Source organism: Peribacillus cavernae (assembly GCF_003989135.1).
Classification (GTDB): domain Bacteria; phylum Bacillota; class Bacilli; order Bacillales; family DSM-1321; genus Peribacillus; species Peribacillus cavernae.
In genome coordinates, this window is record NZ_RYZZ01000007.1 from 352,133 (window position 1) to 375,394 (window position 23,262).

22 protein-coding genes are annotated in these 23,262 nt (G+C 41.9%); 15 read left to right on the forward strand and 7 right to left on the reverse strand.

All coding sequences use genetic code 11. The features are described 5' to 3' along the window. Window positions 1–151 precede the first annotated feature (151 nt). From ELQ35_RS07820 to ELQ35_RS07835, 4 genes are all read left to right on the forward strand, one after another. Complete coding sequence (locus tag ELQ35_RS07820; RefSeq protein WP_126864637.1) at window positions 152–889, forward strand: FadR/GntR family transcriptional regulator; 738 nt, start codon at window positions 152–154, stop codon at window positions 887–889. 184 nt (window positions 890–1,073) lie between these two features. Further along, a complete protein-coding gene (locus ELQ35_RS07825; protein WP_126864259.1) occupies window positions 1,074–1,790 on the forward strand; it encodes a (Fe-S)-binding protein in 717 nt (238 codons plus the stop codon). 137 nt (window positions 1,791–1,927) lie between these two features. Further along, window positions 1,928–3,355, forward strand: coding sequence for a LutB/LldF family L-lactate oxidation iron-sulfur protein (locus tag ELQ35_RS07830; protein ID WP_126864260.1), 1,428 nt, complete (start codon window positions 1,928–1,930; stop codon window positions 3,353–3,355). Further along, window positions 3,352–4,071 (forward strand): LutC/YkgG family protein, encoded by a 720-nt coding sequence (locus ELQ35_RS07835; protein ID WP_126864261.1) that lies wholly within the window; start codon window positions 3,352–3,354, stop codon window positions 4,069–4,071. Before ELQ35_RS07830 ends, ELQ35_RS07835 begins: the two co-directional genes overlap by 4 nt. A gap of 252 nt (window positions 4,072–4,323) precedes the next feature. Here ELQ35_RS07835 and ELQ35_RS07840 read toward each other — a convergent pair whose 3' ends face one another. Next, window positions 4,324–5,379 (reverse strand): acyltransferase family protein, encoded by a 1,056-nt coding sequence (locus ELQ35_RS07840; RefSeq protein ID WP_126864262.1) that lies wholly within the window; start codon window positions 5,377–5,379, stop codon window positions 4,324–4,326. 282 nt (window positions 5,380–5,661) lie between these two features. Here ELQ35_RS07840 and ELQ35_RS07845 point away from each other — a divergent pair, with 282 nt between their 5' ends. After that, on the forward strand, window positions 5,662–7,845 hold the full coding sequence (locus ELQ35_RS07845; RefSeq protein ID WP_126864263.1) for a PAS domain-containing sensor histidine kinase: 2,184 nt from the start codon (window positions 5,662–5,664) through the stop codon (window positions 7,843–7,845). 204 nt (window positions 7,846–8,049) lie between these two features. On the opposite strand, the gene ELQ35_RS07850 is transcribed toward ELQ35_RS07845, so the two are convergent. From ELQ35_RS07850 to ELQ35_RS07860, 3 genes are all read right to left on the reverse strand, one after another. Beyond that, window positions 8,050–8,481 (reverse strand): YkvA family protein, encoded by a 432-nt coding sequence (locus tag ELQ35_RS07850; protein WP_126864264.1) that lies wholly within the window; start codon window positions 8,479–8,481, stop codon window positions 8,050–8,052. Window positions 8,482–8,575: 94 nt separating this feature from the next. Then, window positions 8,576–9,304: a ZIP family metal transporter gene (locus ELQ35_RS07855; RefSeq protein ID WP_126864265.1), complete on the reverse strand. Its 729-nt coding sequence runs from the start codon at window positions 9,302–9,304 to the stop codon at window positions 8,576–8,578. A 171-nt stretch (window positions 9,305–9,475) separates the two neighbouring features. After that, the gene (locus tag ELQ35_RS07860) at window positions 9,476–10,708 is read right to left on the reverse strand and encodes an MFS transporter (protein WP_126864266.1); all 1,233 of its coding nucleotides are present in this window, start codon (window positions 10,706–10,708) and stop codon (window positions 9,476–9,478) included. A gap of 196 nt (window positions 10,709–10,904) precedes the next feature. Here ELQ35_RS07860 and ELQ35_RS07865 point away from each other — a divergent pair, with 196 nt between their 5' ends. From ELQ35_RS07865 to ELQ35_RS07875, 3 genes are all read left to right on the forward strand, one after another. Beyond that, the gene (locus tag ELQ35_RS07865; protein WP_126864267.1) at window positions 10,905–11,345 is read left to right on the forward strand and encodes a MarR family winged helix-turn-helix transcriptional regulator; all 441 of its coding nucleotides are present in this window, start codon (window positions 10,905–10,907) and stop codon (window positions 11,343–11,345) included. 261 nt (window positions 11,346–11,606) lie between these two features. Further along, window positions 11,607–13,301, forward strand: coding sequence for a M3 family oligoendopeptidase (locus ELQ35_RS07870; RefSeq protein ID WP_126864268.1), 1,695 nt, complete (start codon window positions 11,607–11,609; stop codon window positions 13,299–13,301). Between the two features lie 210 nt (window positions 13,302–13,511). Then, on the forward strand, window positions 13,512–14,543 hold the full coding sequence (locus tag ELQ35_RS07875) for a YkvI family membrane protein (protein ID WP_126864269.1): 1,032 nt from the start codon (window positions 13,512–13,514) through the stop codon (window positions 14,541–14,543). A gap of 78 nt (window positions 14,544–14,621) precedes the next feature. Here ELQ35_RS07875 and ELQ35_RS07880 read toward each other — a convergent pair whose 3' ends face one another. Both ELQ35_RS07880 and ELQ35_RS07885 read right to left on the reverse strand, forming a co-directional pair. Beyond that, window positions 14,622–15,314: a hypothetical protein gene (locus ELQ35_RS07880; protein ID WP_126864270.1), complete on the reverse strand. Its 693-nt coding sequence runs from the start codon at window positions 15,312–15,314 to the stop codon at window positions 14,622–14,624. A 204-nt stretch (window positions 15,315–15,518) separates the two neighbouring features. Continuing rightward, on the reverse strand, window positions 15,519–15,707 hold the full coding sequence (locus ELQ35_RS07885; protein ID WP_126864271.1) for a YkvS family protein: 189 nt from the start codon (window positions 15,705–15,707) through the stop codon (window positions 15,519–15,521). A gap of 330 nt (window positions 15,708–16,037) precedes the next feature. Here ELQ35_RS07885 and ELQ35_RS07890 point away from each other — a divergent pair, with 330 nt between their 5' ends. Together ELQ35_RS07890 and ELQ35_RS07895 are read left to right on the forward strand one after the other, a co-directional pair. Then, window positions 16,038–16,232, forward strand: coding sequence for a hypothetical protein (locus tag ELQ35_RS07890; protein ID WP_126864272.1), 195 nt, complete (start codon window positions 16,038–16,040; stop codon window positions 16,230–16,232). Window positions 16,233–16,403: 171 nt separating this feature from the next. Then, window positions 16,404–17,144 carry an SDR family NAD(P)-dependent oxidoreductase gene (locus ELQ35_RS07895; RefSeq protein WP_126864273.1) on the forward strand — a complete coding sequence of 247 codons (741 nt, stop codon included), beginning with the start codon at window positions 16,404–16,406 and terminating at the stop codon, window positions 17,142–17,144. A 212-nt stretch (window positions 17,145–17,356) separates the two neighbouring features. On the opposite strand, the gene ELQ35_RS07900 is transcribed toward ELQ35_RS07895, so the two are convergent. Next, on the reverse strand, window positions 17,357–18,229 hold the full coding sequence (locus ELQ35_RS07900) for a thermonuclease family protein (RefSeq protein ID WP_185861699.1): 873 nt from the start codon (window positions 18,227–18,229) through the stop codon (window positions 17,357–17,359). A gap of 433 nt (window positions 18,230–18,662) precedes the next feature. Here ELQ35_RS07900 and ELQ35_RS07905 point away from each other — a divergent pair, with 433 nt between their 5' ends. The 5 genes from ELQ35_RS07905 to ELQ35_RS07925 all read left to right on the forward strand — a co-directional run bounded on the left by ELQ35_RS07905 (window position 18,663) and on the right by ELQ35_RS07925 (window position 23,214). Continuing rightward, complete coding sequence (locus ELQ35_RS07905; RefSeq protein WP_126864275.1) at window positions 18,663–18,929, forward strand: phosphocarrier protein HPr; 267 nt, start codon at window positions 18,663–18,665, stop codon at window positions 18,927–18,929. Beyond that, on the forward strand, window positions 18,929–20,644 hold the full coding sequence (gene ptsP / locus ELQ35_RS07910; RefSeq protein ID WP_126864276.1) for a phosphoenolpyruvate--protein phosphotransferase: 1,716 nt from the start codon (window positions 18,929–18,931) through the stop codon (window positions 20,642–20,644). The genes ELQ35_RS07905 and ptsP overlap by 1 nt, the downstream gene beginning before the upstream one ends. A gap of 385 nt (window positions 20,645–21,029) precedes the next feature. Next, window positions 21,030–21,815, forward strand: a complete 786-nt coding sequence (locus ELQ35_RS07915; RefSeq protein WP_126864277.1) for an SDR family oxidoreductase — start codon at window positions 21,030–21,032, stop codon at window positions 21,813–21,815. Between the two features lie 81 nt (window positions 21,816–21,896). Next, entirely contained in the window at window positions 21,897–22,775 is an 879-nt protein-coding gene (locus tag ELQ35_RS07920) for an NAD(P)-dependent oxidoreductase (RefSeq protein WP_126864278.1), read from the forward strand. A 73-nt stretch (window positions 22,776–22,848) separates the two neighbouring features. Further along, window positions 22,849–23,214, forward strand: a complete 366-nt coding sequence (locus ELQ35_RS07925; RefSeq protein ID WP_126864279.1) for a hypothetical protein — start codon at window positions 22,849–22,851, stop codon at window positions 23,212–23,214. The last annotated feature ends 48 nt before the right edge of the window (window positions 23,215–23,262 follow it).

Sequence of the window (23,262 nt, forward strand, 5' to 3'; positions counted from 1 at the left end):
AAGAGAAATTATCCTTCGAATGAACGGGACTTAAATGAACTACATTCTGTGCAAATATTTTAGCAGGGGATAAATTGGTTTGACGTCGAATTTGCTTTATAATACTAGCATAGAGTACTCATTGGGCAGACTGGCGGTGGAGAGTGAACGAATGGACTATAAGCGGATAAAACCTAAGAAAATATATGAAATAGTAGCTGAACAGCTCCATGAATCAATTAAAAGTGGAGAATTAAAGCCAGGGGCGAGGCTTGACTCAATTGAAAAGCTTGCCGAGAATTTCGATGTTGGCCGATCGGCGATAAGAGAAGCGCTTAGTGCGCTGCGGACGATGGGCCTCGTTGAGATGAGACAAGGAGAGGGCACTTATGTAAAACAATTCGATCCGAGTTTGATGGTGATTCCTTTGTCTAATGCCATCTTAATGAATAAGGAGGATATCGGGCATTTATTGGAGGTCCGAAAAATTCTTGAGGCCGGAGCGGTAACTGCTGCGGCGAATAATAGGACTGAAAAAGATATTGAGGATATGGAAATTGCGCTCATAGAAATGAAAAGTGCATCAGGTGATCACGAGCTTGGAGAAAAAGCCGATCTATCCTTTCATATGGCAATTGCTGTGGCTTCGAAAAATCCGTTGTTGGTTACCCTCATGAACCAAGTTTCCGATATGATGGTCGAGACAATGAGGGAAACGAGAAGAATTTTATTGTATTCCAAGGAAAAAACGATGGACACCCTTTATCAGGAGCATGTGAAAATCCTCGAGGCGATAAAAGCGAAAGATGGAGACAGCGCCCGTGAAGCAATGCGCCATCATTTAGACAATGTGGAAGAAATCCTGACAGACTTTTTTCTTGATAAAGGAAATTTTATGAAGCAGGAGTAATCCTGCTTTAAAGAATTTAGTATAATTTGAATTTTAAAAATGTTATAGTTTAATTGAGCTATATAATTTTATTGATCTAAAATATGGTAGGTGAAAAAATACTATAGAAGTTTCTTTGTTTTGGTCATCAGATGACCTGTCGATTTGAAAGTTCCAATAGTTATTTAGAATAGGAGGATGTAAGGTGAAAGTGACCCTTTTTGCTACGTGTCTGGTTGATATGTTTCAATCCAGTGTTGGTAAAGCAACCGTTGAAGTATTGGAAAGATTGGGCTGTGACATTGATTTTCCCGATTCTCAGGTTTGCTGCGGACAGCCCGCTTATAACAGCGGCTATGTAAAGGAATCAAAGGAAGCAATGAAAAAAATGATCAAGACGTTTGAAAATGCCGAATACATTGTTACTCCTTCAGGTTCCTGTGCTGCGATGTTCAAGGAATATCCCCATCTTTTCAAAGATGACGGGGTATGGGGAAATAGAGCGCAAAAACTAGCTGACAAAACGTATGAGTTAACTCAGTTCATTGTAGATGTCTTAAAGGTTGAGGAAGTAGGAGCCCGCCTTGAGGCAAAAGCAACCTATCATACATCATGTCATATGACCCGCCTCCTTGGAGTGAAGGAAGCCCCGTTTAAGCTGTTGGGTAATGTAAAAGGTCTGGACTTCACCCCGTTGCCGGGTTCTCACAATTGCTGCGGTTTTGGCGGAACGTTTTCTGTTAAAATGGGACAAATCTCCGAGCAGATGGTGGATGAAAAGGTACAGCATATCGAAGAAACGGAAGCTGAGGTAATAATCGGCGGAGACGCAGGCTGCCTGATGAACATCGGCGGGAGGATCGACCGCAAGGGAAAACCGATTAAAGTCATGCACATCGCAGAGGTTTTAAACAGCCGTTAGAAATACAAGCGCTGTGGCTATGACCCCTGACTGCCACCTTGGTTGAATTCATGCTCAATTTGGTTGAATTCGCTGTCAGTTTAGTTGAATTAATCTCAAGAATGGTTGAATTGAAACATAAAAAGGAGCTGTAACAAATGCCAATGAAATTTGGTTCTGCTGATTTTAAAGAACGTGTGGATGCACAATTGGAAAATAAATTTATGCGTTCTGCTGTTTCGAGTGCACAAGAGCGGTTGCACGGGCGTCGCCTTGATGCGATTGAAGAGCTGGGCAACTGGGAGGAATGGCGTTCCCACGGGGAAGAAATCAGACAGCATGTTCTCGAAAATCTTGATTATTATCTCCATCAGCTTACCGAAAATGTATCAAAGCAAGGTGGACACGTTTTCTTTGCCCAAACAGCAGAAGAGGCAAGCAACTATGTAAAAGAGGTCATCCAAAAGAAAAATGGAAAAAAGGTTGTTAAATCAAAATCGATGGTAACCGAAGAAATCAACCTTAACGCTGTTTTGGAAGAGGCTGGCTGTGAAGTGCTCGAAACCGATCTAGGGGAATATATCCTTCAAATCGATGATCACGACCCGCCATCTCATATTGTTGCACCGGCGCTTCATAAGAATAAAGAACAGATCCGCGATGTATTTAAGGATAAGCTGGACTATCAAAACACAGAGAATCCGAAAGAACTAACGGCGCATGTCCGGAAGATCCTCAGAAAAGGGTTTTTAACGGCGGATATCGGGATTACAGGGTGCAACTTTGCCATCGCTGACAGTGGATCCGTTGGGCTTGTAACAAATGAAGGAAACGCCAGGATGGTTACGACCGTGCCAAAAACGCAAATCACAGTAATGGGAATGGAACGGATTGTCCCATCGCATGCGGAGTTCGAGGTTCTGGTCAGCATGCTTACGAGAAGTGCTGTTGGTCAAAGGCTGACCAGCTATATCACCGCATTGACCGGTCCTAAAGCTGCAGGCGATGTCGATGGACCCGAAGAATTCCACCTCGTGATCGTCGATAATGGACGTTCAAAAATACTGGGAACCGAATTTCAATCTGTGCTTCAATGTATCCGTTGTGCTGCGTGTGTGAATGTTTGTCCGGTTTACCGCCATGTGGGCGGACATTCCTATGGTTCGATTTATTCGGGTCCCATTGGAGCTGTACTGTCACCGTTGCTGGGCGGATATGATGATTTCAAGGAATTGCCTTATGCCTCAACGTTATGCGCGGCATGTACGGATGCTTGTCCAGTTAAGATTCCGCTTCATGAGCTCCTTCATAAACATCGCCAGGTCATTGTCGAGCGCGAAGGACGGGCACCGATATCAGAAAAATTGACGATGAAAGCATTTGGATTAGGGGCAGCTTCCCCGATGCTTTACAAATTAGGTTCCAAAATAGCGCCTTCTGCAATGGGGCCATTCACAACCGGAGACAAGATTTCCAACGGGCCGGGTCCACTTAAGGCATGGACTGAAATTCGCGATTTCCCGGCGCCAAATAAAGAAAGATTCCGCGATTGGTTTAAAAACCGTGAAAAAGGAGGCAGTGAATGATGGCAGGCACTATACAAAATCGTGCATCCTTCCTGGATAATATAGCAAAGCAGCTTGGAAGGGAGCGTGTGACAGAAATCAAGCGTCCGGAATGGAAATTCCAGCCACAGCATGAAGTGCTTAAGGATGCTTCTAAGGAAGAATTGATCCTCGTTTTAAAGGATCACTGCACAAGAATCCATACCGACTTCTACCAGACAAGCTCAGGACAGCTTGCAGATACTTTGAAATTTGTTGTCGACGACCTCGGAGGCGGGCCCGTTATAATTCCTAAAGACAGCCGCTTTGATGAGTACGGATTAACTGAGCTCGTTACTCTCAAGTGGCCGTCAGCGGATATCCCCGTCCATGAATGGAATCATGAAATCGGCCGGGAAAATATCGCCTTTGCCGAACAGTCAAATGTCGGGATTACCTTCAGTGAGATTACATTGGCAGAGTCTGGCACTGTCGTCTTATTCAGCGATAAAGACCGGGGGCGCTCGGTAAGCCTGCTGCCGACAGCACATGTGACAATCATTCCAAAAAGTACAATCGTTCCCCGCATGACTCAGGCAGCACAAATAATCAGCGCTAAAGTGCAAAAAGGAGAAGTACTGCCGTCTTGCATTAATTATATCACCGGTCCAAGCAATTCCGCGGATATCGAGATGGATCTCGTCGTCGGGGTACACGGCCCGGTAAAAGCCGCCTATATTGTTGTCGATGATGAATAAATCAGAAAAAGCGTCCCGGGTTGGGACGCTTTTTGACTTATGGCCTTAGTTGAACAAGGCGTTTCCGCATTTCTTAATGGATAAGAAAGTATAATTTTTTCAATATGAACTGGTGTCTAGCTCCAGCGCCTAGCCCCGACGCACAGGACGTGCTAGTGCCGNNTAAGCCAATCATCTGATGGGGAGAAAACCGCTCCTCATACATCTGCTCGTCTTATGCTTGTCGGGGCTGAACAAGGCGCTTCCGCTTTTCTAATAAGTAGAGGATTGTTTTTGCCATCTTTTTTTAAACAGCTTGAAATAGATTCTGATGTATTGTGCTAATTTCTTTGTGCGGGAGACTTTCAGCTCAATGATCGGCTGGGCAATTGACGCGATCACTCCACTTGATAATATAATTGTAATGATGAGAGAAATCCCGGCAAGCATTACGAATTTCTCAGGGTTTGTAAAGTAATTATGAATCTCGCTTTCCCGGAAAAAACGGACGAAAAAGCCATGGAGCAAGTAAACATAGAGTGTCTGTTTCCCCCATTTTGTAAAAAAGTATTGTCCGCGTGGTATGAACGCCAAAAAACTGAAGACCATGATCATGCTTAACCCATAAAAACCAAGCCGTTTAAACATCGATATGAAACTGGTTGTTTCCAGTTCGGAGTAGGGTTTGGAACCCAGCAGCCACTTATAGTTAATGTCGGGATTTATATAGAAACCGATAAAAACGACAGTCATGATCACAAATGCGCTACTGCGAACTTTAAAGGTAAATAAATGTTTGATATGGTCCTTGGATAGATGGTAGCCAATCAAAAACATCGGGAAAAAGACAAATGTTCTGGAAAGACTCAAGTAATTTGAAACCGTGTCTACATACCCGATGAGCAAGGCTATTAAAAGCGAGAGCAAAATCCCGGCCGCAGGTTTTAGTTTGGAAAAGCCAAGCAGCATGATATTCCAGCAGAACAAACTGATCAGGAACCAGAGGGACCAGTGCGGATCAAGAAAATCGACAGTCAGTTTGGATTCGCTGTATAAATAATAATAATAAACCGTATAGATCACCTGGAAAATGATATATGGAAGTATCAATTTTTTGGTAATAGTGGCTAGATAACCTTTTTTGTAAAATCCCTTCGCAAAAAAACCGGAAACGAGGATAAAGGCTGGCATATGGAACGTATATATCGTTTTGTACAAGGAATAAATCAGTTCATTATCATTCACCAAAGTTTTCAACAAGTGCCCAAACACCACAAAGGCTATCAAGATAAACTTGGCATTATCAAAAAAATAATCTCGTTGTCTCATTATTGGCCTCCATGTAAGTGAACTTTTTTCATTTCAGGTATCTTACTTAATACCCGCCATTATAGAGAAAAACGCCTCTAATTAAACATGTAATTTCATCCAGTTCCCAAAAACCGAAAAGTTTCTGAAGAAAAGCCGTCATATATCAACTATTTCAATTGCTTCGTTCTCTGGCTAAACAGGAATCATTCTATTTACCTATTTTTAATCCCTTTATAGGAAAAGTAAGCATTTATGTAGAATATTGTGAGTAGAAAGTGGTTTCCGGAGGAATGAGGATAAATGTATACAGATTTAGAAGCCATCAGCAGCTATAAGAAAGAGATTGATAAATTAAATAGCAAAATTGAACAATTTACAGATTTAATCGATCATACATTTGAGGCTTTAATTGAAGTAAATGATAATAAAAAGATTCTTTATGCTAATTTAGAGGCATGCTTGCTGTTGAATGTTTCAAAGGAGGATATTCTTACAAGTAAACTTTCTGACTTTCTATGGAATATTCCTGAGGATGTCTTGTCTTATCAAGATAAAATGATTGTTGAGAAAGGCACCTACAAGGACGAGTGGATCGTCCAACTTTCCAGTGGGGAGAAAAAACAGGTCGAATTCATCGGCTTTTCTTACGGAAATAGAGAAAAGATCGCATATAAGTTAAGGGACGTGACTGCTGAACGGGTACATATGCAGGAGAGAATAATGACGACACAAATGTTTCTCGATGTTTTTAACAAAGCGGTTGATTGTATCGTCATCTATGACAAACAAGGCGTTATCATAGATGCAAATGATGCTTTTTGCAAAACATTGATCCTCGATAAACCTGAATTGGTCGGCAAAAAAATTCAAGATTTTATCCCGATTTCCCAACAGAATACATGGAAAAGGAGTTTGGAGAAGGTTCTTTCTTCGGGAACTTCCACAGGGGAAATCGAAATGAACCCTGCCGGTGGCAAGATTAGGTTTGAATATTCAACGAGTTCTAATATATTTAATAAACTGAATATGTCAATTTTTAGAAATGTTACGGAAAAGGAAATCATTGAAAAAAAGCTTAAAAAGAGCGAGCAAATTTTCTCTGAACTGTTTGACCAGACAATGGATGCCATTGTTTTCTGGGATGAAAACGGAGTTATTTTCCGGGTAAATGATTCAGCCTGTAAGATTTTCGAATCAAAACGGGAGCATTTGCTGGGAAGACATATCTCTACTTATGTCCATAAAAAAGATAAACGGTTCAAAGCAATGGTGAGCGCCTTCCACCAAAAGGGCGAGGTGCGGGATGAACTTCTTTATAAAATGGCGAACGGACAGATAAAGCTGCTCGAATTAACTTCAAAAATGCATTCCAGTGAAGGATATAACATCACGATTTTCAGGAATGTAAGTGAACGCTGGAGGATAGAAAAAGAGCTGAGAAAAAGCGAAAAAAAATTTCGGAAAATATTTGAGGGATCATTGGATGGGATGATTCTCTGGAATCAAACCAATTTTGCTGACATCAATGAAATCGGAGCCAACATTTTGGAATTAACAAAAGAAAAGCTTCTATCGACGACAGTGGATGAAATATTAGAAAAAATTCCGGAAAACACCAGTAAATTGAACAGTCATATCGAGAATGTCATGCAAATCGGAATGGACAAAACGATTATACCTATCACTTTTGGACATGGAAAAATAAAATATTTAGAGTTTTCGACAAGAAAAAATTTATATTCCGACTTGCATTTGACGATATTTCGTGACATTACCGAGAACCTGGAATTGCAGGAACAAATCCGCAAATCGGACACATTAAATGTAGTCGGGGAGCTTGCTGCAGGCATAGCCCATGAAATCAGGAACCCGATGACGGCGCTGAAGGGATTCATACAGCTGCTGCAGGACAGTGTAACGGAAGACTTTTCGAACTACTTTAATGTCATTACTTCCGAATTGAAGCGGATTGAGACGATTATAACGGAGTTTTTGGTTCTGGCGAAGCCGCAGGCCATGAGGTATTATAAACAAGACTTGAACGGCATCATGCGTGAAACAGTGGAGCTGCTAAAGGCCCAGGCATTGCTGCATAATATTCAATTTCAGGCTTCCTTTGAAGAAGAGGAATTTTTTCTTTATTGCGAAGGCAATCAGCTTAAACAAGTTTTCATCAATATTATTAAGAACGCTTTGGAAGTAACCGATGATGGCGGCCTTGTTTATATAAAAGTAAAACGCGAGGACGCGGAACATGTCCGGATTTCGATCAAGGATGAAGGAGTGGGGATTCCTGAAGAGAAAATCAAAAAGCTTGGTGAGCCATTTTATACAACGAAGGAACGGGGAACTGGACTTGGGTTGATGGTTAGCTATAAAATAATCGAAGAACACAAAGGATATGTAGAAGTGGAAAGCCAGGAAGGAAAGGGCACCACGTTTCATATCCTTCTTCCACTCAAATTCGATTACGAGGAACTGTAACTGTGGATTCTTTCTGCTGTCATATGTATGAAAATTCCCTCATCGGCAGATTATATATAATTGCAAATGATATCGATTAGGGAATGGTTCGGTGACAGGCTATGCCAGCAGTAAAACCAACATAAAAGAATCTTTATTAAAGCTTGAAAAAGCAATCGTACAAGAAAAAAGCGGAAGCTTTCTTCTTGTACGATTGCTTTTTTCTTATTTTGGCTGATTAACTATCACTTCAACAATATTGCTCTTATTCTCATCCCACTGTTGGAAGGCTTCCAGATCTTTATCAACCTGGGAGATGACAAAAGCAATCAAGGCTGCATCATCAAGGATACCGATCCCGAATAGAAAATCCGGGATGACATCTATCGGCGATACAAAATAAACGACTGACAACAGGATCATGAACAGTGAACGGTAAGGAATTTCCCGATAATCTCCTTTTGTCCAGGCTTTCAACATGGTAAACATCGTTTGCAAGCGTCCCCAAACGCCCCGTAATGTCAGTTCATTCTTTTTAGCTTTGCTGGTGGCCTTTGTTAACAGGCTTTTCGTTTTTTCTTTACTATTCGCATACCCTTTTGCTTCATTTTTAAAAAGAGAATAGGCTACTTTTGTAAAAAACCATTTACGTAACATACGATCTCCCCTTCGCTTTTCCCTTCTTATTTTACCACCAAAAAAGGAGGGGGAAACCTCGTAATATAATAGGCAAGGATTTTTGTGTAAATTGTTATATTTCCAGCAGCAGGATCATGAATAGCAATCCTATTATGAAAGAATAGGTGGAAGTACGTTCGTTTCCGTCCCCATGGCTTTCGGGAATGAGTTCCTTGTATACGATGAACAACATGGCACCCGCTGCAAAGGCAAGCCCATAAGAGACCAGAAAGCCGATATAAGATGTTAAATAAAAGCCGAGCAAAGATGTCACAATTTCGATTGTGCCTGTCAGAGTAGCAAGGATAAAGGCTTTAAATCTGCTGATTTTCTGATTGACTAAAAAGAGAGCAACCAATAAGCCTTCAGGTGCATTTTGCAGTCCGATTGCTAAAGCAATCAAGTTTCCTGTATCTTGTGCGGCTGATGCATAACTGACTCCGACCGAGAGCCCTTCCGGAATATTGTGCAAGGTAATGGCCATTATGATCAGCATTGCTTTTTCATCGAATTCTATCCCGCTTTTGGAATGCTCCAAATCAATGTGCGGAATGTTCTTTTCCAAAAATGTCAGTGTCAAAACGCCTAAAAATATCCCGATGACAAGCTGAAGATACCCTCCGCTTTCCATGGATTGCGGAATCAAGCTCAGTAAAGAGGCAGCCATCATGATCCCGGCTGTAAAGGCCAGAAGCGTATCCCTGAATTTGTGGGTGATTGCCCCTTTGATGAATAAGATGATTAGAGCCCCGGCACCGGTGGACATGGCAGATAAAATGCTGCCAATTACTACTTCACTCATTGCGTTCTCCTTCCATGGTCTTGATTGCCTGCTTCAAATGCCCAATCATGAAAACTTTTGTAATTATATATTACCCTGAAAGGTTCAAAAGGTTCCCTTAGAAAGCCGTGTTTGTAGATAGATCATTTATTCACATAAATTGATAGTCTGCTATCACGAGGAATTGCGCCGTCATGTTTCTTTCGGGTACCATTTTCTCAAAGTTTCATCAGAAGGCAGGAAGAAACTCATCAAGCCCAGGAGCGGCAGTAAACCGACCATCTTGATGGTACTGTTTATACCGATTAAATCGGCAAGGGAGCCTAAAGCCACCGATCCTATGGCACCCATTCCAAACGCAAGGCCTACCGTTAATCCAGCCATTGTGCCTACTTTGCCAGGCACAAGTTCCTGTGCGTATACTACGGTCACGGAAAAGCTGGTCATAATGATAAACCCGCTGACCAACAATAAAATGAAAGCTGCGGCAGGGCTGACAAACGGTAATAGAATTGTTATCGGGGCACTGCCCACCAAGGAAAGCAATATCACTTTTTTCCTGCCGAAACGGTCTGCTAGCGGACCGCCAAAGAAAGTGCCGAGCGCACCGGCAGCGAGAAAGGCAAATAAATATAATTGTGCTGTTTTGATGCTGAATGAATATTGGCCGATCAAGTAAAAGGCATAAAAGTTTGTCATACAGGAAATGTACCAGGAGCGGGCAAAAATGATAAAGAGAATGAAAAAAAGTGCCATTCCAATCTTTTTTCTGTTTGCTGTCTGGCCGTTTCTATTTGCTTTTGCCTTCTTTGGCTGGAAATATACCAGTCTGTCAGTATACCATCTGGCGATATATACCAGTAATAAAACGGCGGCAAAAGCGACCGGTGCAAACCATAATGCGCCTTTTTGTCCGAAAGGGACGAGGACAACTGCGGTTATCAACGGGGCCAGCGCCTGTCCGGTATTGCCCCCAACCTGGTAAATCGACTGGGAGAGCCCTCTTTTCGGGCCGCCCGCCATGAAAGCAACCCTTGAACCTTCCGGATGGAATACGGCAGAGCCTATTCCGATTAATAAAACGGATAAAATCACAACAGAATAGGTAGGTGATAAGGCTAGCAGCACTATGCCTGCAAGCGTGCTTGTCAGACCTAGGGGAAGTGCATAGGGAATCGGTTTTTTATCTGTATACCAGCCGACAACAGGCTGCATGATCGACGAGACGATATTCAATGCGAATGCAACCATCCCCAACTGGGTATAACTTAACGACATTGTCTTTTCTAAAATGGGGAACATTGCAGGAACTACGGACTGAAGGGTATCGTTTAACAAATGACAAATTCCGATAATAAAGAGGACATTATAGGCAGTTGTATGAGCAGCGGTCACGTTTTTAGCTGCTTGTGCTGTGCTGGCCATTAAGAAAACTCCTTACTGATTACTTTTTCTGTTGGGGATTCGAGGAAAAGTCTTTTTTCCCTAGTATAACAGATGATTGGTTAAAACAGTAGAGTGGTGAATTTCCATAGTTAAATTGACAAAACTGGATATAATCCTTATAATAACCTTGAATTCGAGATATTTTAATTTCAGATTTTAAAAGGTTGTGAATTGATTGAATCAAAGCAGTATCCAACAATCACTTAAGCTGTTTATCGTCTTGTCAAGAGCACATAGGTCGATAAATGATGTGGTCAATAAATATATTGCAGATCAAGGTTTGAACCCAACTGAATTCGCTGTTATGGAGCTGCTTTACCATAAAGGGGATCAGCCGCTTCAGCAAATCGGCGGGAAAATTCTGCTCGCCAGCGGCAGCATTACCTATGTAGTGGATAAGCTTGAACAAAAGGACTACTTAAGGCGGGTTGCCTCGAAAAATGACCGCCGTGTAACATATGCACAAATCACCGACAAGGGAAAGGCGTTTATTGAGACCGTATTCCCCGAACATGAGAAACGAATTGATGAAATCATGAGTGCATTATCCCAAGAAGAAAAAGAAACGGCCATTGAATTGATGAAAAAGATCGGATTTCATGCTGCAAATATGTGAAAACAAATGAGCAAATACCTGCCTGAAAAAGGGGGTATTTTTTACTTTGCGGAATGAAAGTAAAGAAGACACTGAATAGCCCCACCTTACAGTCATTTGTACTTTCATATTACGATTTCTCTGCTTTGCATGAAAATATAACTCTTTATCTCAATATATAGTAAACGGCAATTGGACAGGTGTTTTATAAAGCAATTACACAAAAGTTGGAAAAAAGTTCTGGAAATAAAATATAATAAGCTATAGAAAGGAAGTGGTTTTATGAAATTTGATCAATTTGAATATAAGCGTCCCGAGATGGATCTTGTGAAGAAGGGATTTGCAGAAGCGCTGGGGAAGTTCTCAGAAGCGGAAAATGTAGAAAAACAGAGCGAGGCAATGAGTGAGATTAATAAGATAAGAAATAACGTCAGCACGATGTTTAATATTTGCTACATACGGCATTCGATCGATACAAACGACGAATTTTATAAGGCGGAAAATGATTATCTCGATGAAATAGCTCCAGAAATGGAAGAGCTCGTCTCCGATTATTATCAGGAGCTTGTGAACTCAAAATTTCGCGCTGACCTGGAAGCGAAATGGGGAAAACAGCTATTTGCACTGGCTGATGCTCAGTTGAAGACCTTTTCCCCGGTACTTATCCCGCTCCTTCAAAAAGAGAATAAGCTGTCAACGGAGTATACACAGTTGATTGCTTCAGCGAAAATCCTGTTTGAAGGGGAAGAGCGCACCCTTCCTCAGCTTCAGCCCTTTGCCGAATCCCCTGACCGGGAAATGCGAAAGAAGGCAGAAGAAGCAAAAAATGGATTTCTTGCGGGCCATGAACAGAAATTGGATGAAATCTATGATCAACTGGTGAAAGTCCGGCATGAGATTGCGAAGACGCTTGGCTACAAGAATTTCGTCGAACTAGGATATTACCGGATGGCCAGAACCGACTACAATGCCGAAATGGTCGCGAATTTCCGTAAACAGGTGGAAGAATACATCGTCCCGCTGGCAAGCAAGCTAAAAGAGCGCCAGCGCCATAGGATAGGTCTCGATAAGTTGAAGTTCTATGATGAGGGATTCGAGTACAAATCAGGAAATGCTGTTCCGAAGGGCGATCCAGAATGGATTATCGAAAACGGGAAAAAAATGTATGAAGAACTTTCTCTGGAAACAAAGATGTTTTTCGAATATATGACTGAAAATAAGCTTTTGGATCTTGTTTCTAAAAAAGGAAAAGCAGGAGGAGGCTATTGCAGTTTCATCGAAGATTACAAGGCGCCGTTTATTTTCTCCAATTTTAACGGCACTTCTGGAGATATTGATGTATTAACTCATGAAGCGGGGCATGCATTTCAGGTATACAGCAGCAGAGAATCTCAGATTCCGGAATACATCTGGCCGACTTATGAGGCAGCAGAAATCCATTCGATGAGCATGGAATTTTTCACCTGGCCATGGATGGAATTGTTTTTCAAGGAAGACACAGACAAGTATAAATTTTCTCATTTAAGCAGCGGCCTTTTGTTTCTGCCATATGGTGTCGCAGTCGATGAATTTCAGCATTTTGTTTATGAAAATCCTGAAGCGAGTCCCAAGGAAAGAAAGAGCGCGTGGCGTGAGATTGAGAAAAAATATTTACCGCACCGTGATTATGACGGCAATGAATATCTCGAAAACGGTGGTTTCTGGCAGCGTCAAGGCCATATATACAATTCCCCATTTTATTATATCGATTATACCCTGGCACAGATTTGCGCCTTTCAGTTCTGGAAACGTTCCCGAGAGGATCAGCAATCAGCCTGGGGGGATTACTTGAAGCTTTGCCAGCTTGGCGGAAGCAAATCATTCCTTGAACTTGTGGAAGCAGCGCATTTGCAGTCGCCGTTTGAGGATGGGACGGTAGAGTCTGTCGTCGATGTGATTGATGAATGGCTGAGATCCGTGGATGATATAGTATTGTAGCATATTGATTTTATAAATTATCTAAGGCTAGCCCGAATTCAACTTTTCTTGTTTTCGGGTTAGCTTTTTTTCCATTTGTTTGATGCCTGCTGGGCGGGATAATACACTTATTTCAAAAAGATATTGAAAGAAGACCCCTTACCTCCATTATAATTTGGCTTGTCTAAAAAAGTCCCTTCCTTCATATAAATGGAGGGAGGAGGGGAAAACATGCTGTCTAGGTGGTCGGGTTCGTTTCAGGTTGCCGCGGTTTATGTCGGGACCATCGTTGGTGCTGGCTTTGCAACGGGAAAAGAAATTCTGGAGTTTTTTACTCAATACGGATTTTATGGATTTCTAGGGATATTGATCGCAGGATATATATTTATTTTTACCGGTACAAAGATGATGCTGCTTTCATCGAGAGCAGGTGCTGCAACCTATGAAGATTTTAATCGATACTTATTTGGGAAGAGAATTGCCGCAATCGTGAACGTTATTTTTCTTTTGATGCTGCTGGGAGTATCGTCGGTGATGATTTCAGGTGCCGGGGCTGTTTTTGAAGAGCAGCTTGGATTTTCGAAGGATACCGGCATCCTGATCACAATTGGGCTGGCTTCCGTTATTCTGGCCCTTGGCATGAAAGGGTTATTTGCCGTTAATTCATTTGTGGTCCCGGTCATGGTCTTCTTCAGTCTTATGCTTTGTTTTATCTCTATCAAGGGAGGAGGCTTTCTTGAGTCTTTTGTAAAGTTGCCCGAAGAGGGGTTGACATGGAAGGCACTCATTTCCCCGTTTGCCTACGCAGCCTTCAATCTAGGGCTTTCCCAGGCTGTTTTAGTGCCGGTTGCAAATGAGATAGGCGATGAGAAGATCATTAAGAATGGAGGGATATTGGGAGGAGTATTCCTGACAGCGATTTTGTTATCAGGACATTTAGCGCTTGTCTCTCTGCCAGATGCGTCTATTTATGAAATACCTTCCGCTGAATTGATGAGGAGCGGGGCGTCAAGTTTTTACTGGATTTTCATTTTAGTGATTTATGGTGAAATTTTTACATCTGTAATCGGGAATATATTCGGATTGCAAAGGCAGATCAGTCATACATTTGCCAATATTCCGGGAACAGTCATTGTTTTTTTCATTTTTATGATTACATATATAATCAGTAAAATCGAATATGGCAGTCTTCTCAGCTATCTATATCCTTTGTTTGGATATATTTGCATGATTTTTTTATTCCTTGTCTGGAAAAAGAAATGAAAAACGATCCCTCATAGAGAATGTGGAACCGGCCCGGTCGGCGGATTCCACTTTTCAATCTTCAGGGTAGCAGATGGGTTAGTTCGTTTTTAAAATGGTTTTGCCCATTTCAATAAAGACCTGACGATGATCAGCGTCTATCGTCGTATAAATCGTCAACCTTACTGGGGTTTTTTTGTCCTTAATTAGGACGGCAGTAACTCTTTCATTTCCGCTGATCACTTCTTGGACAGTACCATTGTCGACTGTTAGACCCGATTTAGTAATGGCAGTAACGCTATCTGAAATTGCTTTGAGCTGGGCTTTTGTATTTTCTTCAGTAGCAGTCCAGTCCACATCATCAGGAAGCAGTTCTATTCTCATAGAGACACCTTTTTCGCCTTTATGTGTAAGGATGTCCTTCCCTGGTTCTTCGCCGTTTAATTCGTATTCCGGTAGAACATATAAGCTAAACTTCTGGTTGTTGCTGTTTGTTAGAAAAGCGGTTTCTTCCTTCGCTTCGCCGTTTACTTCATACTGAAGGTTTTGTTCCATAATCCTGATCGTTCCTGAATTACCCTCATCTTTCGTTTGCTCGCCGTTTTCTTTACCAGATTCATCTGTATTATTTTCATTCGTATCACCTCGATTATGCTTGACGGTTTCTTCATTCTGCTTCGCGTTGCCTTCCTTTTTGTCTTCGCCGGCATTATCATCTGCCTTCGTTCCGCATCCGCTCAAAAGAATACCGATAATAGAAAATCCAATGAAGAAAACGTTTAATCGACCCATATTATTGCCTCCTTACTTTGTGTTTATCTCTTTGACAATTTCCAGGACAGATGCTTGAGAAAGATGTTGATATGAAAATAGACGAGTCCCCAACTAAAAAAGTTACAAATAAAAACCTTTCCTGAAAGTTTTCCACCCGGGCCGCTAAATGGCTGATAATTAGGGGGGTGCTTTGTCGGAAAGGTCCTTATTAGATACTCAAGCTTAGCGATAAGGCAAGTCAATAATTTTATAGTTTTTGTGGTTTACAACGGTTTTCTGTTCAAGCTCTAAATCCCGGTAATTATCCATATAGGTAACATCAACGATCACCGAGTTTTCATTCACTTTTTCTACGATCCCTCTTAATCCTTCGCGAAATTCAATTAAGTTTCCGATTTCAGCTTTTTTCATGCAACCATCCCCGATTCTATTTTTCGTGTTTTAGATAAGTGCAGCGTCTACTATTCTTGCAAACTCCAATGATAACGCTCTCATTTGCCTTGTATAAAGCGTTAAAAAACTTAAATTATTATTTTACTTTACAGTTTGCACTATTTTTTTCTATTCGTAAAGGAATTTCATGCAATAAAAATACATTTTTTCCCTCTGGAGAACTAAATCAAGAAAAGGGAGCATGTAAACTTTCCAGTTGTATTTTTGTTTTCTTCATGTGAAACTAAATAGCGGTAAGCAGATAAATGAAACGAATTTCAATTGTGCCTTTTTAAGGGGGTAGAAGTCTTGCAGGAACAGGAAGCGAATGAAATCCTTGAAAAGCTTGCTAACAGGGAATTGGAGGAACACAGGATTACAAAGGAGGAGTTTCCTTCATTCCGTTATTTCCTTGTACAGAGAAAAGATTTTAAGCATTTCAGAGGAATTGCGCAGCATGGCGGTGAGGTCGTCTATCGTTATACGGACAAGCCAAGAAGCTGACTACAGGCGAGCATATATAAAAGTGGCAATGCCAAAGCTATCCCATGGTATTTCCCAGCTTGTTTTAGCGGTTATATATCAAGCGATGGCTTTTCAAAAAAAGGTATTTGGTTTTCCTGTTTACTATTGTGGTACATAATAAGCATCGAATATGAACAAGGAGATGAAAGGATGAGCTTTTCAACGAAAACAGTGATCGTTACTGGAGCGGGAAGTGGAATTGGAAAGGCAGTCGCCCTCGATTTTGGAAAGGAAGGGGCCAATGTCCTCATCGCTGAACTGGATGAGAAAACCGGTTCTGAAACAGCTGAACAAATACATGCATTAGGGGGCCGGTCCCTTTTTGTAAGGACAGACGTTAGGAGTGAAGTCGAAATCAAGCATGCCATCGATGAGGCGGTACGTCATTTTGGCAGCCTGGATATACTAATCAACAATGCGGGCGTCTCCAAATTTAAGCCACTGTTTGATTTGAGTGTAAGTGATTTTGACGACATTTTAGCGATAAATCTACGCAGTGTTTTCATTGCTTCCAAGGAAGCTGCAAAAGTTATGAAACCTGGGTCAGCGATTGTTAATATGTCGTCTACAAGAGCTTTTATGTCCGAAGGGGGTTCAGAGGCTTATGCAGCCTCAAAAGGCGGCATTATATCGCTAACACATGCCTTGGCTGCCTCGTTAAGTGAATCAAGAATACGTGTTAATTCCATCAGTCCAGGATGGATTGAGACTGGAGACTATGGGGAATTAACGGAAGGGGATCATAAGCAGCACTGGTCGAAGCGGGTAGGGAAGCCTTCCGATATTGCTAGAGCATGCCTCTATTTATGTGACGAAGAAAACGACTTTGTGAATGGTGAAAACGTAACGATTGATGGCGGAATGACAAGAAAAATGATTTATAAGGAATAGCACATGTAAAATATCCGCGGTGGATTTGTAATGGTAAGTATGCCGCGGATTTTTGCTAAACTTCATACCTCAGTCTAAAAATTAGCTTTTCGCTTAATTAAGAACAGTTTTCGCTCGATTATCTATTTTTTCGCTTGAATAAAGGTTTTTTTTTGAAGTAGCTTAAATTGTATGTTTAATATTGATTTTATAAAGATTTTAGTGAGATGTTATTATCTCTGCGACTTGCGGAAACCGTCCTGTTCCGCTACTGTCTCTGTGCAGAACATCTCTTCAGGTTTTGTAATGCTGTAATACTGCCCTGAAGGGATATGATATACCTTCTCTCCGCGTAAATTGACATTTCCCTTGATTTGAGGGTTTTTACATGAGTCGTCTTTTTGGAGCTCTTCTGTATTTACATAAGAACTTGCAGCCGGCCGATCTATCGAGTCATCGAACCCCTGTGATGTGGCATAGTTTTCAATCGACCAAATACCAATCTCCTTTTGCCTCGCCTGCTCCTGAAGCTCGCGGAATTGATCGATATATTTCGTGTTGGGCGCGTATACATAAGCGACTCTTGCAAGGCCTTTTTCAATCAGCTTTTGATTGACACTTTCCCCGTTCACGTAGAAATAAGCAAGCAATCTTCCGTATTTATCCCGCTCGTTGATTCCTGGCTCGACTTCTATAGCTGTACCAGGGGGCATCATTTTCTTTGAAAGTTGGCTTGCTTCTAGTCCAAACGGCTGCACCGGCTTTGAGGGATGCACCGTTTCGGGTGTATCGATTAACAAAAGCCTTACCGTTTCCTCGTGGCCATTCTTCATTTTTATTTTCACTGTGTCTCCGTCAATGACTTTGACCACAGTAGCGGGCAGTGTTTTTCCTTTTGTTTCTTCTGGTTGTTCTTGTCTTGGAATCGTTTGATTGCCGCTACCCTGTGGTTGTTCATCCTCGTTCTCTATCATTGTGGTTCGGCTTTGTTCGGTATCCTGGTTTTGACCGGATTTTTCCTGAGATGGCTGCTGACACGCGGTCAGCAAACTTAAAATAAGGACCAGCCAAACAGCAGGCTTAAATATAGCTAAGGCTTTCTGCATTTCCATGACTCCATTCTGTAATGATTCTCAATGCTGCGGGTAGCAAATAGCTAGTAAAAGCATGTAAGATTATAATACCTTACCCTTAGAAGGAAAGAAATGAGAAAATGGCTTCGGAATGCCGGGAAAGGAGCAGGAATGTTTTTTTTTTGAAGGATGTCAGTTATAAAAATATCATTCGACTGAAAGGGTATGAACAAAATGTGAGGTTAAGAGGGAGACATCCTCTTTACAGACACGGATTCTTTTATTTGATTTGAAAACATTTATTCGGTAAATTGTAATAGTGAAATGTGATACGTTTCCAAAGACTGTTTTTCTTTTTTTAAAAAATAGAATTTTCCCAAGCAGGGAATAATGAACATATTAAAAATTCTATAAATAAAAGGTAAGACAAAGCTTCATCAAATTATTGGTAAGGAGAATGACTAACATGGCAGAAAAGTCTTTTAAAGTAATCGCAGAAACAGGAATCCATGCACGCCCGGCCACTTTGCTTGTACAGGCTGCAGGAAAGTTCGATTCTGAAATCAATCTTGAGTACAAAGGGAAAAAAGTTAATCTTAAATCCATCATGGGCGTCATGTCACTTGGTGTCGGCAAAGATGCAGAGATTACGATCTCAGCTCAGGGAAGCGACGAGCAGGACGCGTTGAATACGCTTGAAGAAACTTTGAAAAAAGAAGGTTTAGCTGAATAATGTCTACATTATTAAACGGCATTGCCGCGTCAAACGGATATGCGATTGCAAAAGCTTACCGGTTAATTGAACCGGATTTATCGGTGTCGAAGCAAACGATTGAATCACCTGAAGAAGAAGCGTCCAGATTTCAAAAAGCGGTGGAAACTTCAAAATCCGAATTGCAGATTATCCGGGATAAAGCAGAAAAAGATTTGGGGGCCGATAAAGCGGCTATTTTTGATGCTCACCTATTAGTTGTTAGTGACCCCGAATTGCTGGGACCAATCGAGGAAAAGATCAAATCTGAAAGCATAAATGCGGAGTTTGCCCTGAAAGATACGGCGGATATGTTTGTCGCCATGTTTGAACAAATGGATAATGAATATATGAGAGAACGTGCTGCCGACATTCGTGACGTAACAAAACGTATTCTTTCCCATCTTCTTGGCGTCCAGATTCCCAACCCCAACATGATTCAGGAAGAAGTAGTCATCGTTGCCGAGGATTTAACGCCATCAGATACCGCGCAATTAAACCGCGAGTATGTCAGAGGCTTTACGACTGATGTGGGCGGGCGTACTTCCCATTCCGCAATCATGGCCCGTTCTATGGAAATTCCTGCGGTCGTAGGAACAAAAGAAGCGACTTCCACGATTCAAAATGGAGATATGGTAATCGTGGACGGTCTAAATGGTGAAGTCCATATTAACCCGACTCCTGAGCTAATTCAAAAATATAAAGAGCAAGCGGCTGCCCATGAACTGCAAAAGGCTGAATGGAGTAAGCTTGTTAACGAAAAAACAGTTTCAGCTGACGGACATCATGTTGAACTTGCGGCCAACATTGGCACGCCAAAGGATTTAGAAGGTGTTGTTAACAATGGCGGAGAAGGGATTGGCCTTTACCGTACAGAGTTCCTGTACATGGGAAGAGACCAGCTGCCGACCGAGGACGAGCAGTTTGAAGCATACAAAGCGGTCCTTGAAGGCATGGAAGGAAAACCGGTTGTCGTCCGCACCCTGGATATCGGCGGAGACAAGGAGCTTCCTTATTTAAATCTTCCTAAAGAAATGAATCCGTTCCTCGGGTTCCGTGCGATTCGACTATGCCTTGAAGAACAGGATATATTTCGGACCCAGTTACGCGCATTACTTCGTGCCAGCAAGTCAGGAAACCTGAAAATCATGTTCCCGATGATTGCGACACTTGGGGAATTCCGTCAGGCCAAAGAGATTCTAGAAGAAGAAAAGCAGAAACTCGTTGCAGAGGGAACCCAGGTATCGGATCAGATAGAAGTCGGCATTATGGTTGAAATTCCTTCTACGGCCGTTATGGCAGATACGTTTGCGAAAGAAGTCGATTTTTTCAGTATCGGGACCAATGATTTGATTCAATACACCATGGCCGCAGACCGGATGAACGAACGGGTTTCTTATTTGTACCAGCCGTATAATCCAGCAATCCTGCGCCTTGTTAAAATGGTCATTGTTGCCGCTCATAAACAAGGAAAATGGGCAGGTATGTGCGGTGAGATGGCCGGTGATGAAACAGCCATTCCTGTCTTGTTAGGCCTTGGTTTAGATGAATTTTCGATGAGTGCAACTTCAATCCTAAAGGCACGCTCGCTCATCAGTAAATTGTCGAAAGCCGATATGGAAAGCCTGGCTGAATCTGTTTTGGCCATGGATACAAATGAGGCTGTTAGAGAAGCTGTAAATAAAGCTATAAAATAAAAAAATGGCTGAATTACTACATTGGTAATTCAGCCGTTTTTTAACGTGTTTTGTCGGATGTCATCAAGTATAAGAATGTGGAACCAGATACAACACATTAGATAATTAATTAGAAAAGGACTTTTTAGTTTTTTTCAAAAGAGGTTTTGTGATCTTTACGAGGGGGTATATCTAGAATATGCACAGTTGTTTTGCCCAGTTAAAGCAGCTGACATTCTTATTTCCCCCTTTTTTTTAGCCGGCTTGAGTTCTCTCAGCCGGTTTTTTTGCTGTTCCCCGTTAATAAACGATTAATCTACACATTTTCATATGAAAAGGTATAATGATACTATTAAGGCAATTTTCTAAAAACAATGTGAAACTAGAAACGAAGGGAGTATGGAAAATGGATTATCAATTACAAGGGAAAAATGCGATCGTTGTAGCATCCAGCCAGGGTTTGGGAAAGGCAATCGCAGCTGAATTACTGAAAGAGGGAGCTAATGTCCTGATTGTAAGCCGTGATGAAGACAAATTAGCCACCGTTCAAGCAGAGCTTTCAGAGATCGCTAAAGGCCGTATTATGTACTCCCGTGCAGATGTTAAGAACCCTGCAGATATTAAAGCAATGGTTGAGAAAGCGGCAGCTGAATTTGGCGGGATTGATATCCTTGTCAATAATGCCGGCGGGCCTCCAGCAGGGTCATTTGAACAAATGACGGATGATGACTGGCAGAGTTCTTTTGAACTGAATCTCTTAAGCTATATTCGGACTATCCGTGAATGTCTGCCTCATCTAAAGCAGCATGGCGGCAAAATTATTAATATTGCTTCTTCTTCTATAAAAGAACCAATCCCTGGTTTGATTTTATCAAACACATTTCGGACAGCAATTGTTGGGTTATCAAAAACGCTGGCTGATGAGCTTGCCGAATATGGAATCCTCATCAATACCGTGGCACCTGGCCGGATTGCGACTGATCGTGTCCGCCATCTAGATGGAGTAAATGCAGAGAAAAAAGGCGTTTCCATCGAGAAAGTGGAAGAAGGGATGAAGGAAAGAATCCCCCTTGGCCGTTATGGAAAGCCAGAGGAATTTGCGAGGGTGGTTACCTTTCTTGTCTCTAATGCCAATACGTATATGACAGGCAGCGCCTTTCTTGTTGACGGCGGGATGGTAAAATCGATCTAAACGATCCAGGCTTCACCGAAGATATGCTGAACACGCCTGTTCTTGCTTACTTGTGAAAAATCTGCAATAGGAGTGAACAAGATGGATTTAAATAAAGAGAATACAACTATCGGTTTTATTGGTACAGGCGTCATGGGGAAAAGCATGGCAGGCCATCTGCTTGACGCGAGGTACAGAATGGTTGTTTACAACCGGTCAAAGGAGAAAGCGCAAGAACTGCTGAATAAAGGAGCGCAGTGGGCGGATTCTCCGAGGGAAATGGCTCAGAAAGCTAATGTGATCTTTTCGATTGTTGGAGATCAGCGTGATGTGGAGGGCATTTACTTTGGCAGCGAAGGCATCATCCAGAACGGCAACGAAGATACATATTTAATTGACATGACCACATCGACTCCATCCCTTGCCGAAAGGATTTTCACTGAGGCGAAGAATAAAGGCATGCATTCAATCGATGCCCCTGTTTCAGGAGGCGATATAGGCGCAAGAGAGGCAAGATTGGCGATCATGGCTGGAGGTGCTGAGGCTGATTTTGAAGCCGTTACACCGCTATTGGAAATTATCGGAAGTAACATTGTTTACCAGGGGCCTGCCGGCGCAGGTCAGCATACAAAAATGTGCAACCAAATTGCGATTGCATCTAATATGATTGGGGTCAGCGAAGCGGTTGTTTACGCAAAGAAAGCAGGTTTGGATCCTGAAAAAGTATTGCAAACAATATCATCCGGGGCAGCAGGTAGCTGGTCGTTATCGAATCTTGCACCAAGAATGGTGAAGGGTGATTTTGAACCGGGCTTTTTTATTAAGCATTTTATTAAAGATATGAATATCGCCCTCGAAGAAGCGGAAAAAATGGGCATGGACGCACCTGGGCTTTCGCTTGCAAAATCTTTGTATGAACAGCTTGCTGAAGCAGGGGAAGCATACAGTGGCACACAGGCTCTATACAAACACTGGAAGTAATCAAGGATATTAGGGTATAAGCTCCCTCTTTTATGAATAGGTTTTACTAAACCTTTCGTAAGGGGGACGGTGTATGGACTTATTTGATGATATAAACGAGAAATTTCAGGAGCTGGAGGATGGCAAATATATCGTCAGGATTGAAAGTTTCCGCCGCGAAAAGACGGGCCATAATATGAAACCGATCAGGTGGGAACTTAAATTAATGAACGAAAGTCCACTTATATTGCCATCTAAATTCAGCCATATTGAAACAGATGGCGGATTTCAAATTCTGATGAGAGAGCTTAAGAATTTAGGATATTCCAAGCCGTGCTCAGCAAGGGAGTTTGAAGAAATCCTTACTTCTTTAAAAGGTTCCATTGTCGAAGTAAGTGTAACGACTACCAATAAGGATGAAGGGTACCGCGAAGTCCGTTTTTTGCGGAAGCTGTATTGATGTAGGTGGCAGATATATAGTGATGCGGTATTATTCTAGAAAAAATAA